Source organism: Azonexus sp. MM2026_4 (assembly GCF_055901855.1).
In genome coordinates, this window is sequence record NZ_CM148380.1 from 3,113,335 (window position 1) to 3,124,636 (window position 11,302).

Genomic DNA, 11,302 nt, shown 5'->3' on the forward strand with positions numbered 1-11,302 from the left:
CGTTCAGCGAATCAGCGGTAGCAAGGCGCGGAACTCGTCCGTCCCGGCACGCTGCAGCCATTCGAACAGCACCATCTCGGTACTGACGATGTGTACGCCGGCGCTGCGCAGGCGGTCGATGGCCAGTTGCCGGTTCTCTGGTGTGCGCGACGATGCGGCGTCGGCGACGAGAAAGACCGAAAAGCCTTCGCCAAGCAGGCCGAGCGCCGTCTGCAGCACGCAGACGTGGGTTTCGGTGCCGGTCAGGACAACTTGCCGGCGTCCGCTGGCGCGCAGCAACTCGCTGACGCCGGGTTCGGCGGCGCAGGAGAAGTGGACCTTCTCGAAAAATCGTGCCGCGCCGGCGGCTTCACGGATTGCCGCGAGGCTGGGGCCGAGTCCCTTGACGTACTGCTCGGAAACGAAGGCTGGCACCTCAAGCTGACGGGCTGCCTCGAGCAGGCGCACCGTATTGGCGGTGACCGTCTCGCTATCGTGGATCGCCGGCGCCAGCCTTTCCTGGATATCGACGACGAGCAGCAGCGAATCGGCGCGGGCCAGCAGCATCAGCGGAAGACCACGGTCTTGTTGCCGTGCACCAGGACACGATCTTCCAGGTGGTAGCGCAGGCCGCGCGCCAGCACCGTTTTCTCGATGTCCTTGCCGTAACGGACCATGTCTTCCGGCGAGTCCGAGTGGTCGATGCGGATCACATCCTGCTCGATGATCGGGCCCTGGTCCAGCTCGCTGGTGACGTAGTGGCAGGTCGCGCCGATCAGTTTGACGCCGCGCTGGTAAGCCTGGTGGTAGGGCTTGGCGCCGACGAAGCTGGGCAGGAAGCTGTGGTGGATGTTGATGATCTTGCCGGACAGCGCGTCGCACAGTGCCGGCGAGAGGATCTGCATGTAGCGGGCAAGCACCATGGTGTCGCCGCTCACATCGTCGAAGATGCGCTGGATCTCGGCGTAGGCGGCGGCCTTGTTGTCCGCCGTCACCGGCACGTGGATGAAGGGAATGCCGTGCCACTCGACGAAACCCTTGAAGGTGTCGTGGTTGGAGATGACGCAGGGGATCTCGATGTCGAGTTCCTTCGACTGCCAGCGCGCTAGCAGGTCGTAGAGGCAGTGCTCCTGCTTGGAGACCAGAACGACGACGCGTTTCTTCACCGCGCTGTCGTTGATCCGCCATTCCATCGCCAGCGGTTCGGCGACGTCGCGGCGGAAGTGCTCGCGGAACTCGGCGAGCAGGAAGGGCAGCGAATCGGCCTTGATCTCGATGCGCATGAAATAGCGACCGGTCAGGTCGTCCGCATGGAAGCTCGATTCGAGAATCCAGCCGCCGTGCTCGGCGATGAAGCCGGAAACGCGGGCGATGATCCCGACCTGGTCGGGGCAGGAGGCGGACAGCGTGTAGAAACGATCTCTATGCATGGTGTTCACTGGCTATGTCGAAGCGCCCAGCCCCCCCGGGGGGCGGCGAACGCAGTGAGCGGGGGTGGTGCAGTGCGCCGCAGGCTTGCGCCAAGGGCCGTCAGGCCTTGGCGAAAGCCTTGTCGATTTCCGAACGCAGCGCGTCGTAATCGCGCACCACCGGGAACTGCGGGAATTCGCGGACGACGTTTTCCGGCGGATGGAAAAGGATGCCGCCGTGGGCTTCGCCGAGCATCGCCGTGTCGTTGTACGAATCGCCGGCAGCGACGATGGTGAAGTTCAGCTCCTTGAAGCGCTTGACCGCTTCCTGCTTCTGGTTCGGCATGCGCAGGTGGTAGTTGACCAGCATGCCGTCGGCGTCGGCTTCCAGCGAATGGCAGAACAGCGTCGGCCAGCCGAGCTGGCGCATCAGCGGATGGGCGAATTCGTAGAAGGTGTCGGACAGGATGATCACCTGGTAATCCTCGCGCAGCTGGTCGAGGAAGGCGCGGGCGCCCTGCATCGGGCCCATCTCGGCGATCACTTTCTGGATGTCCGGCAGGCCGAGCTTTTTCTCGCGCAGCAGGTTCAGCCGGTAGGTCATCAGCGTGTCGTAGTTCGGCTCGTCGCGCGTCGTCCGTTTCAGTTCGGGGATGCCGGTACGCTCGGCGAATTCGATCCAGATTTCCGGAACCAGGACCCCTTCGAGGTCAAGACAGACGATTTTCACGGTCAACTCCCTGAGACGGCCAAAAAAGCGCGATTTTACCCGAACCGAAGCTGACGACGCTGAAATGAAAGCGGAATTGGCGGGCCTGGGGCGGCAAATGTTCCACGGGGAACCGGGCGTACCGGGGCCGCTGTTCAATCCACCGCCGGCAGTGCGTCCAGTGCCTCGTGCAGCTCCAGCCAGCGCAGTTCGGCGGTATCGATGGCGTCGCCGAGTTCGCCAGCGCGGCGGTGCATTTCCTCGCTCGTCTGGCGGTCGACAGAGGCGTAGAAATCGGGGTCGGCGAAGCGGGCGTCCAGTGCGGCCTTTTCTTCCTGCCATTTGGCCAGGTTGCGGTCGATCTGCTCGATCTCTTTCGTAAGTTTGCGCCGTTCGGCGAGCAGCGCCTGGCGGTTGGCCTTGGCGTCGGCGCGTTGCTGCAGGCGTTCGGCCTTTTCGGCGACGATCTCGGCGGCCGGTGCCTTGTCGGCGCTGCGCTGGGCGGCGAGCCAGGCGGCGTAGTCGTCGAGGTCGCCGTCGAAGGGCGTGGCGCAGCCGGCGTCGACCAGCCACAGCTCGTCGGTGCAACTGCGCAGCAGGTGACGGTCGTGCGATACCACGACCATGCCGCCCTCGTAGTCCTGCAGCGCGAAGGCGAGTGCCTCGCGCATTTCGAGGTCGAGGTGGTTGGTCGGCTCGTCGAGCAGCAGCAGGTTGGGCCGGGTGCGGATGAGCAAGGCCAGCGCCAGGCGCGATTTTTCGCCGCCGGAGAAGGGGCCGACCGGGCGGCTCGCCATTTCGCCGCGGAAATCGAAACCGCCCAGGTAGTCGCGCAGTTCCTGTTCCGGCGTCAGCGGTTCGAGCTTCTGCAGGTGCCAGAGCGGGGTTTCTTCGGGGCGCAGCTGTTCGAGCTGGTGCTGCGCGAAGTAGCCGATGTTCAGCGCCTTGGCTTCCTTGCGCTCGCCACCCTGCTGGGCGATGCTGCCGGCGAGGAGTTTGATCAGCGTCGATTTGCCGGCGCCGTTGCGCCCCAGCAGGCCGATCCGGCAGCCCGGGCGCAGCGTCAGCGTGAGGTTTTCCAGAATCCTGCGGTTGACGTAACCGGCGGCGCCATTTTCAATCAGCAGCAAGGGGTCGGGCAGGCTGTCCGGGGCGCGGAAACTGAACTGGAACGGCGAATCGGCGTGCGCGGCGGCGACGATTTCCATGCGTTCGAGCATCTTGACCCGGCTCTGCGCCTGGCGGGCCTTGGTTGCCTTGGCCTTGAAGCGTTCGACGAAGCGGCTGAGGCGGGCGATTTCCCGCTGCTGCGCTTCGTAGGCCGACTGCTGCATGGCCAGGCGGGCGGCGCGGGCGCGCTCGTAATCGGAGTAGCCGCCGGAAGTCAGCGTCATCCGCTGCTGGTCGATGGCGACGATCTGGCCGACCACCGCGTCGAGGAAATCGCGGTCGTGCGAGATCAGCAGCAAGGTCGCCGGCGTGCTCTTCAGCCATTGTTCGAGCCAGAGCACGGCGTCGAGGTCGAGGTGGTTGGTCGGCTCGTCGAGGAGCAGCAGGTCGGCGCGGCAGGAGAGGGCGCGGGCGAGGTTGAGGCGGACCCGCCAGCCGCCGGAGAAATCGGCCACCGGTCGGGCGAAGTCGGCGTCGGTGAAACCCAGGCCGTGCAGCACCTCGGCGGCGCGCGCCTTGGCCGAATAACCGTCGATGTCGGCGTAGCGCGTGTGCAGGTGGCCGATCGCCTCGCCGTCGCCGGCCGCTTCGGCGGCCGCCAGCTCGCGTTCGACGCGGCGCAGTTCGCTGTCGCCGTCGAGCACGAATTCCAGCGCCGGGGTCGACAGCGCCGGCGTTTCCTGGGCGACGCGGGCAATCTGCCAGACGGCGGGAATGTCGCAGTCGCCCTGTTCGGCGTGCAGTTCGCCGGCGAGCAGCGCGAACAGGCTGGATTTGCCGCAGCCGTTGGCGCCGACCACGCCGACCTTCCAGCCGGGGTGGATCTGCAGCGAGGCGTCGACGACCAGCGGGCGACCGGCACGGGCGAAAGTGAGTTGGCGCAGGGAAATCATGGCGGGGCGAATTATAGCGGCGGGCTGCTAGAATTCCCGCATCGCCGGCCGGGTTTGCCCCCGAAATGCCGCCGTTTTCCGGGTCCATGGCATGAAATATCGATTCCTTGCAGCCCTTGCTGCCTTCCTGCTGCCTTGTTGCGCCGTGCTGGCCGACGAAGCGGACTGGGACGCCCGTCTCCAGCGGGCAGCCGCCATCAAGGCCGAGGCCGCACAGCAGCAGCGCGCCGGCGACGCCGAGTTCGAGCGGCGCAAGATCGCCTGCCAGGAGAGGTTCCTGGTCAACGACTGCATCAACGAGGCGCGTGGCGAGCAATTGCGGGTGCGCCAGGAGAGCCGGGCGCTGGAGCGCGGGGCCGAGGAGATGGAACGCTTGGTCAAGCGCGAGCAGCTTGCCGCGCGCAAGGCGCAGGCCGCTGCCGATGCCGAGGAGAAGGCGCGCAGCCTGACGCAGCGCGAACAGGACATTGCCGTCCGCGACCAGGCGGACGCTGCACGGCGCGACGGAATCGTCGCCCGCAAGGCGCGCCAGGCCGAAGCCGGCGCCCGCCGCAGCGCCGCCCGCGAGGCGGCGCATCAGCGCAAGGTCGAGGCGCACGCCCGCAAACTGGCCGAGGCCGAAGCCAAGGCGGCAGCCAGGGCGGCGAAGCAGTAGGGCGGGCAAGGGTCGGGGCGATGATCCGCAAGATTGTCATCGACCAGCTCCGGCCCGGCATGTACGTTGTCGATCTGCACAAGCCCTGGCTGGAGCACGGACTCTGGCTGACCCGCTTTCCGGTCGGTGATTGGGCGCAGATCCGCCGCCTGACCGACGCCGGATTTGCCGAGATCAGCATCGATACCCGGCGTGGTCGCGACATCGACCTGCCCGATGCCAGCCTGCCGGCCAGTTCGCCGCTGCTTGCCCCGCGTCTGGCGCCGCGCCCGACGCCGACGGTTTCGCTTGGCGAGGAGCGACGGCGTGCCGTCCGCCTGCTCGACGATGCCTGTCGCCAGCTCGACGAGATGGCACGGGCGGCGCGCGCCGGGGAACGGATCGATGCGCTGGCGCTCGAAGCGGTGGTCGACAAGCTGATCGAATCGGTTGCCCGCAACCCGGACGCGTTGGTGCCGCTGGCCCGCATCAAGCGGCCGGCAACCTACGACGCCGGCCACGCCGTCGCCACCGCTGCGCTGACCGTTGCCCTCGCTCGCCAGCAGCAGGTCGCTGCCGCTGAACTGGAGAAGATGGCGCTCGGCGCGTTGCTCAAGGACATCGGCCTGGCGGCCATCGACGAACGCCTGGTGAGCAAGCAGGGGCAACTGTCGCAGGCCGAGTACGCGATCGTCCAGAGCCACGTCGAGGAAGGCCTGGCGGTGCTGGAAGCGACGGTCAGCCTGCCCGAGACTACCGTCGCGGTGATCCTCGAACACCACGAACGCTACAACGGCGGCGGCTACCCCTACCGCATGGCCGGCGACGACATCACGCTGGCCGGGCGCATCGCCGCCGTCGTCGATGCCTACGACGCGATGACCTCGGACCGCCCCTACCGTGCCGCCCTGGCGCCGACCGCCGCGCTGCGCCAGCTTTACGAGCAGGGCGGGGTGCAGTTCGACCCCGCGCTGGTCGCCGGCCTCGTCCATGCGCTTGGAGTCTATCCGGTCGGCACCCTGGTGCTGCTGGAAAGCGGCCATCTGGCGGTGGTCGAGCAGGGAACGCCGGGCGATCCGCTGCACCCGGTGGTCAATGTCATCTATCACGCGGGGCGCCGGCAATACGTCGAGCCGGTGCGGGCCGACCTTTCGCGCAAGGTCGGCAACCATTACGGGCGCGTCCTGCGCGCCGAAAGCTTCGAGCGCTGGGGGCTCAGTCCCCTGCGCTGGCAACCTGCCTGATCAGCTTGCGGATCGGCGTCGGCACGCCGGCGGTGGCAGCCTCGGCCAGCGGCAGCCATGCGTCGCCCGGTTCGCCCGCCGAGAGCGGCGGCGCGACGCGGCAGAGCAGCGGTTTCAGGGTCAGCCGGAAATGCGTGAAGACGTGCTTGAGCGGCGGCAACTCGCGCTGCTCGACGGCGACCAGCCCGCGCCCGGCCAGGATTGCCGCCGGCTCACCTTGCGGCGGCACCAGCAGGCCGCCCCACAGCCCGTGCGGCGGCCGCCGTTCGAGCAGCAGCCGATCGCCAGCCAGAAGCAGTATGAAAACCGCTTCGCGCTCGGGCAGCGGCGGTCGCGGCTTGGCTTCCGGCAGGCTGCGCTGCCTTCCCTCGCGGCGGGCAACGCAGCTTTCGGCAAAGGGACAGGCCGGGCAATTGGGCAGGCCGCGCGTGCATAGTGTTGCCCCGAGGTCCATCAGGCCCTGCGTGTAGGCGCCGACCTCGCCAGCCGCCGGCAGCAGGCTTTCGGCGAGGGACCACAGGCGTCGTTCGACTGCCGTCGCGCCGGGAAAGCCGGCAATCCCGAACACCCGGCACAGCACGCGCTTGACGTTGCCGTCGAGGATCGCCGCCCGCTCGCCGAAGCAGAAGGCAGCGATCGCCGCCGCCGTCGACCGGCCGATGCCCGGCAACCCGGCGAGCGCCGCGGCACTTTCCGGAAAACGCCCGCCGTGCTCGGCGACCACGCGCTGCGCGCAGCGGTGCAGGTTGCGCGCCCGGGCGTAATAGCCGAGGCCGGCCCAATGCTCGATCACCCGGTCCAGCGGCGCCGCCGCCAGCGTCGCCACATCGGGAAAGCTGCTCAGGAAGCGCTGGTAATAAGGGATCACCGTCGCCACCTGGGTCTGCTGCAGCATGATCTCCGACAACCAGACCCGGTAGGGGTCGCGCGTTCCCTGCCACGGCAGGTCATGGCGCCCGGCGCTGCGCTGCCAGGCGATCAGGCGTTGGGCAAAGCTTTGTTCTTGCGGCAAATTTCGTCTCGACGCGGAAAGCGGGAGCCGGGATAATACGTCCTTTTTTCGCCCGCGACGCCCATGACCCAGCCCGTAACCGATACCCGCGCCCTGCGCAATGCCCTCGGCCGCTTCGCCACCGGCATCGCCGTCGTCACGGCCATCGACCCGGATGGCAAGCCGATCGGACTGACGGTCAACTCCTTTTCCGCCGTCTCGCTGCAGCCGGCGCTGGTCCTCTGGTGTCTGGGTAGCAACTCGGCCAACCTGGAAGCCTTCCGCAAAGCCAGCCATCACGCGATCAACATCCTCGCCGCCGACCAGCAGGACATCTCCAACCGCTTCGCTACCTGGCCGACCGACCGTTTCGCCGGCCTGCCCTGGCACGGCGGCTACGGCGGTGCGCCGGTGCTGGAAGGCTGCTGCGCCAGCTTCGAAGTCGCCAACGCCAGCGAAGTCCCCGGCGGCGACCACAGCATCTTCATCGGCCACGTCGAACGCTACGCCGAAAACCCGGAACTCGCCCCGCTGCTCTTCCACGCCGGCCAGTACCGCCGCCTTGCCGCTCTCTGACAACGATTGAACCGGACGCGAAGTCGGCATAGAATCGCGTCCTTGCCGCCCGAGCGGGCGTCGTATAATGGTAATACCCTAGCTTCCCAAGCTAGAGCCGTGGGTTCGATTCCCATCGCCCGCTCCACTTCGAATTCAGGCAGGTCGTTGATCTGCAAAAGAAAAAGCCAACCGAGACCGGTTGGCTTTCTTGTTGTCTGGTCGATATCTGGTCAGGCGTTGGCATTCAGCTTAAGAATTGTTTGCTAAAAACACTGCCCCAAATAAATGGGCCAAGGTTACTGCTTACCAATTTTGTCTAAGAGTAGTGCCCTCAATGCAGCTAAGCGGGCCACAGCAATATCTTTGCCTTCAGTGTCACCAATTAGCTTCAACGTACTCAGGCTGTCCTTCTCGTCAGATCTAATTGAGATCGTTTTTGACAAATTAGACAGCTCGCTAGAGATCTGCTCCAGTTGCTTATGCAAGTCAGCGGATTTTTCAAGTACCAGTGCCATGTCTTTTGAGTCTTGCTCAAAGGCTCCCATTTCGATGGCATTGTTTAGGCCGTTTAATTCAGATTCAATGGATAGCTTTCTTTCAAGTAGCTGGTTGTAAGTAGAAACTAGTTTTTTGCGCGCATTGCCAGAGACGAGATAAGAGTCGCTATTCATGATCGCGTTAAGAATGGCTTTTTGCCGAACCTCCCTAACCTCATCGAGAGCAGCCGAAGAAATAGTTTTCTTGATGAGCTTGTTGGAATGCTCCATAAATTGATCGGTTTTGTAAATATAGAACTCTACGGACGCTTCCTTTTGCATTTCATTTATTAGCTCTGGCCTTGGCCCGATTGTTTTTCCGTTTATTCTCAACCACCAATCTTCTTTGACATCGTCTGTTACCAGGATTATTGGCGATTTTGTCTGTTTGGCATAATCGATCATTTGTAGCCAGATAATAAGGTCTCCAAACTTTCCATCATCTTTTTTCGTTTGTCCGTCTTTATAGCCAGGGGGAGTCAGCTTGGAATAGCGCAACTCACCTTCCTTGTATATTTTGGCAAGTTGTTCTTCAGTATAAGGAGCCCCAACTCTGCCATCGAATAACTCAGTTATTGTGTTAAGTATGGAGTCTTCATCTGTTGGTGGGTGTTTGAGTCGATGCTCATTGATTGATTTTAAAGCAGATTCAAACCCCTTTTCCAATCGATTTGCGAGTGTGTCGATGCGAATAATGGGATGTCGCTTAAAGTCAGAAAGTTTTTTTTCTAAATCGTTCTTGTTGGTTTTTAATATGGACTCAATTTTCTCGTACGCATCTAGCTGTTCAAATATGACGGGGATTCTGTTTTTGTGAAATTCGAGGGCGGCTTGATGAGGGACCCACAGGCGTGGTTCAAACTCTTTTAAAATTGATATTAATCGATCACGGGTATCGATTGAATATCGATAGAGATTGAGAAGAACATTTGCGTCTAGAGCAATCGTCCCTTTTTTCCATATCTCATCAAATTTCTGATCAGATGGGCGATAATATCCGTTAAATAAATTCCGCATTGTTCTTAGGTTGTTATCTTTCAATTAAATTGAAGCCGATGAGTTATGCCGTTGGCCTGTACAGAAGACTACTCCGTTGTGGATGTCGTTGGCAATATATGTGCGAACTGGATCAACATTCTCTATTTGTGTCTGGTCAGATTCTGGTCACAGCAGAGTCGAAGTCGGTCAAATTGGATCGTAGTATTTTCAAATTTTTGGCCATCGGCGCCGAGTAATATTCCAATAAATGGTATTGTATTCAAAGTGTTGGAGCTAATGCGGATTAGCTTTGATGGGACTGGGATCACGTGTTCGATTCCCATCGCCCGCTCCACCGAAGCATGCCCAGCCCACCCGACGTCGGTGGGCTTTTTGTTGTCTGGCCGTCGCCGTTGCCGGGCTCAGTGGTTTTCCGTGCGGTAGCGTTCGAGGCGGGGGCCGCGGAAAGTCTGCTTGAACAGGATCGGCGTCAGGAAGGTGGTCAGGATGCCCATCAGGACCAGGGTCGAGAAGATCATCGGGTCGATGAAACCCTTCTGGTAGGCGATGCCGGCGACCACCAGTTCCATCACGCCACGGCCGTTGAGCACGCTGCCCAGGCCGAGTGCCTCGCGGTGCGCCATGCCGACGATGCGCCCGCCGAGCCAGCCGGCGAACAGCTTGCTGAGGATCGAGACGAGGATGACGACAACGGTGAAGTCCAGTTCGCTGATCGCGCTGATCTGGAATTCGAGGCCGAGATAGGCGAAGAAGACCGGCGCCAGGAAGCCGTTGGTGATCGAGGCCAGCGTGCCGCGCAGGTCTTCGTAGCGGGAGGCGAGGAAGTGGCGCTGGTCGAGGAAGAGGGCGCCGAAGAAGGCGCCGATGATGAAGTGGAAGCCGAGCGCTTCGCTGATGGTACCGAAGACCAGGACGAAGACGACGACGATGCCGAACAGCGCTTCCGGGCCGAAGATGCGGATCATTGCTTCCGGTACCGCCTGGACGCTGATGTCGCGTCGTTCCAGCCAGGCGAAGAGCTGGCTCATGGCGAGCACGACGATGGCCAGCAGGGTCAGCTTCAGCGTGGACAGGCCGATGGCGGTGGCGGCGTCGCCCAGGGTCAGGTGTTGCGGCAGGTTGAGGACGATGCCGAGGATGAACAGCGCGGCAATGTCGTTGATGACGGCGGTGGCCAGCGCGTATTTGGCGATCGGTGTGTGCAGCACGCCGAGGCTGTCGAGCAGCTTGACCGCTACCGGCAGCGCGGTGATCGAGATGCACAGGCCGAGGAAGACCATGCGCATGACGTCCTGTTCGAACAGGGCGCCGACACCGACGCCGCAGACGAAGGGAATGAGGAAGCCGATTAGCGCCAGCAGCAGGCCACGGCCGCGCATGGCGCCGAAAATGTCGGAGAAGCGCATTTCCAGGCCGGCGTTGAGGATGATCAGGAAGACCGCCAGTTCGGAAACGGCGGCGAGCGCGGCGTTGGGGTGGATGAGGTCGAACAGAGCCGGGCCGAGCAGGACGCCGGCCAGGATTTCGCCGATCATTTCCGGCTGGTTGTAGCGCGCAAAGAGGCGGCCGAACAGCCGCGCCACCACGATCAGAAGGAGAAGGCTGGCAAGAAGGGACATGGGTTGGAAAGACTCTGCAGGCTTCGGAGCTTACCACGCCATCATCGGCGGGCGCCCCCCTTTGGCGGATTCCCGGCGGCGCTTCTGGCGGCATCGTGCCGCCGCTGCCGGCCGGGCGAGGATTTGCCCGGCCGTCTTGCCATTTAGGCTGTCGCGGCCTTGGGACGGAGTTCCTTGGTGTGCTTTTCGAAGCTCTGCACCTGATTCTCGGCTTCTTCGGCAGTGACCGAGTAGAGCTCCTGGATCTGGCTGACCAGCATTTCGCGCTTGCTGTCGATGATTCCCAGCGCGGCCTGATTGATCTTGCCCCAGCGTGACTTGATTTTTACGCCGACCAGCTTCCAGACATCCGCATCGATTTCCCAGCTCATTTGCAACTCCTTGTAGGTGGCGCTCGGCGAGATTGCCGGACACCCGCTTCCGCCAGCTTGCGATCCAGCCCCGGAAGGAAAGAGCAAGGCTGGACAGGAGCGGCCGCCGGACCGTGTTGGGCGGTCCGGCAGGCCAGGCCAGACTAACCGAAAGCGGGGGGGCTGTCTGTGCGCATTTGCGTTTGTCTCG

The 11,302-nt window shown here is 63.0% G+C and carries 11 protein-coding genes and 1 tRNA gene; 4 read left to right on the forward strand and 8 right to left on the reverse strand.

The window, feature by feature from the left end; genetic code table 11:
• Positions 1-3 precede the first annotated feature (3 nt).
• The 4 genes from AC0KWY_RS14585 to AC0KWY_RS14600 form a co-directional block, all read right to left on the reverse strand.
• Positions 4-546 carry a hydrolase gene (locus AC0KWY_RS14585; RefSeq protein ID WP_474026218.1) on the reverse strand — a complete coding sequence of 181 codons (543 nt, stop codon included), beginning with the start codon at positions 544-546 and terminating at the stop codon, positions 4-6.
• Positions 546-1,409 carry a formyltetrahydrofolate deformylase gene (gene purU / locus AC0KWY_RS14590; protein WP_474026219.1) on the reverse strand — a complete coding sequence of 288 codons (864 nt, stop codon included), beginning with the start codon at positions 1,407-1,409 and terminating at the stop codon, positions 546-548. Before purU ends, AC0KWY_RS14585 begins: the two co-directional genes overlap by 1 nt.
• Before the next feature lie 100 nt (positions 1,410-1,509).
• Entirely contained in the window at positions 1,510-2,118 is a 609-nt protein-coding gene (gene thrH, locus AC0KWY_RS14595) for a bifunctional phosphoserine phosphatase/homoserine phosphotransferase ThrH (RefSeq protein WP_474026220.1), read from the reverse strand.
• Between the two features lie 134 nt (positions 2,119-2,252).
• Positions 2,253-4,160, reverse strand: a complete 1,908-nt coding sequence (locus AC0KWY_RS14600) for an ATP-binding cassette domain-containing protein (RefSeq protein ID WP_474026221.1) — start codon at positions 4,158-4,160, stop codon at positions 2,253-2,255.
• Positions 4,161-4,251: 91 nt separating this feature from the next.
• Here AC0KWY_RS14600 and AC0KWY_RS14605 point away from each other — a divergent pair, with 91 nt between their 5' ends.
• Both AC0KWY_RS14605 and AC0KWY_RS14610 read left to right on the forward strand, forming a co-directional pair.
• Positions 4,252-4,815: a hypothetical protein gene (locus AC0KWY_RS14605; RefSeq protein ID WP_474026222.1), complete on the forward strand. Its 564-nt coding sequence runs from the start codon at positions 4,252-4,254 to the stop codon at positions 4,813-4,815.
• Between the two features lie 20 nt (positions 4,816-4,835).
• The gene (locus tag AC0KWY_RS14610; RefSeq protein ID WP_474026223.1) at positions 4,836-6,038 is read left to right on the forward strand and encodes an HD-GYP domain-containing protein; all 1,203 of its coding nucleotides are present in this window, start codon (positions 4,836-4,838) and stop codon (positions 6,036-6,038) included.
• On the opposite strand, the gene mutY is transcribed toward AC0KWY_RS14610, so the two are convergent.
• The gene (gene mutY / locus AC0KWY_RS14615) at positions 6,010-7,050 is read right to left on the reverse strand and encodes an A/G-specific adenine glycosylase (protein WP_474026224.1); all 1,041 of its coding nucleotides are present in this window, start codon (positions 7,048-7,050) and stop codon (positions 6,010-6,012) included. The two genes, AC0KWY_RS14610 and mutY, sit on opposite strands and share 29 nt — an antisense overlap.
• A gap of 63 nt (positions 7,051-7,113) precedes the next feature.
• Between mutY and AC0KWY_RS14620 the strand changes: the two genes are divergently transcribed.
• Positions 7,114-7,605: a flavin reductase family protein gene (locus tag AC0KWY_RS14620; RefSeq protein ID WP_474026225.1), complete on the forward strand. Its 492-nt coding sequence runs from the start codon at positions 7,114-7,116 to the stop codon at positions 7,603-7,605.
• A gap of 53 nt (positions 7,606-7,658) precedes the next feature.
• A tRNA-Gly gene (locus tag AC0KWY_RS14625) sits at positions 7,659-7,732 on the forward strand.
• Positions 7,733-7,883: 151 nt separating this feature from the next.
• Here the strand turns inward: AC0KWY_RS14625 and AC0KWY_RS14630 are convergent.
• The 3 genes from AC0KWY_RS14630 to AC0KWY_RS14640 all read right to left on the reverse strand — a co-directional run bounded on the left by AC0KWY_RS14630 (position 7,884) and on the right by AC0KWY_RS14640 (position 11,112).
• Entirely contained in the window at positions 7,884-9,164 is a 1,281-nt protein-coding gene (locus AC0KWY_RS14630) for a PIN domain-containing protein (protein ID WP_474026226.1), read from the reverse strand.
• Between the two features lie 359 nt (positions 9,165-9,523).
• On the reverse strand, positions 9,524-10,741 hold the full coding sequence (locus AC0KWY_RS14635; RefSeq protein WP_474026227.1) for a cation:proton antiporter: 1,218 nt from the start codon (positions 10,739-10,741) through the stop codon (positions 9,524-9,526).
• Positions 10,742-10,884: 143 nt separating this feature from the next.
• Positions 10,885-11,112, reverse strand: coding sequence for a CsbD family protein (locus tag AC0KWY_RS14640; RefSeq protein WP_474026228.1), 228 nt, complete (start codon positions 11,110-11,112; stop codon positions 10,885-10,887).
• Between the last annotated feature and the right edge of the window lie 190 nt (positions 11,113-11,302).